This is a genomic window from Rhodosalinus sediminis, assembly GCF_003385555.1.
In the GTDB taxonomy this organism is placed as follows: Bacteria; Pseudomonadota; Alphaproteobacteria; order Rhodobacterales; family Rhodobacteraceae; genus Rhodosalinus; species Rhodosalinus sediminis.
Map to the genome: position 1 here is coordinate 1 of NZ_QOHR01000097.1, position 516 is coordinate 516.

Annotated in this window: 1 pseudogene; it reads right to left on the reverse strand. The window is 72.9% G+C overall.

Annotation, left to right across the window (positions count from 1 at the left end):
- Positions 1–321, reverse strand: a pseudogene (locus DRV84_RS15245) (GTP cyclohydrolase II); the annotation flags it as partial.
- Positions 322–516 lie beyond the last annotated feature (195 nt).

Genomic DNA, 516 nt, shown 5'->3' on the forward strand with positions numbered 1-516 from the left:
CCCCTTCATCGGATGCGTCAGGTCGCCCGCCGGGTCGGCCACCGCCCGGACCCAGCGCAGGTCGGCGTCGCCCGGCAGCGCCACGCGCGCCAGGTCGCCGTCGTAGACCCGCGCCTTGAGCGTCGCGGCGCGGCGCGCGGTGATCGTGAGCGCGGTCTCGCCGCCCATGGCGCGCGCCGCCTCCAGCCGCGCGGCGGCCAGCGTCTCGGCCGCCATGACCAGCACGCTCGCCCCCGCGCCGGTGAGCACGACGCCCACGCCCATGCGCAGATCGGCCCGCGCGCGGGCGAGAAGCTCGGTCAGGTCGGGGGCGAAGCTCATGGCCGTCCCATAGAGAGATGCGCCTTCCGATGTAAGGCCCCCCGCGCGTGAAACAATTCCGCCCCGCGCAACACATGGGCGTGAAAGGAGTGCAGCAAATCTTGCCAGCGGCGCGCGGCCTCCGCATCTCGGGGCGAAACAGGAGGAGACAGCATGGCGCAGCTCAGGAACATCCTGCTCGTGGACGACGACGAC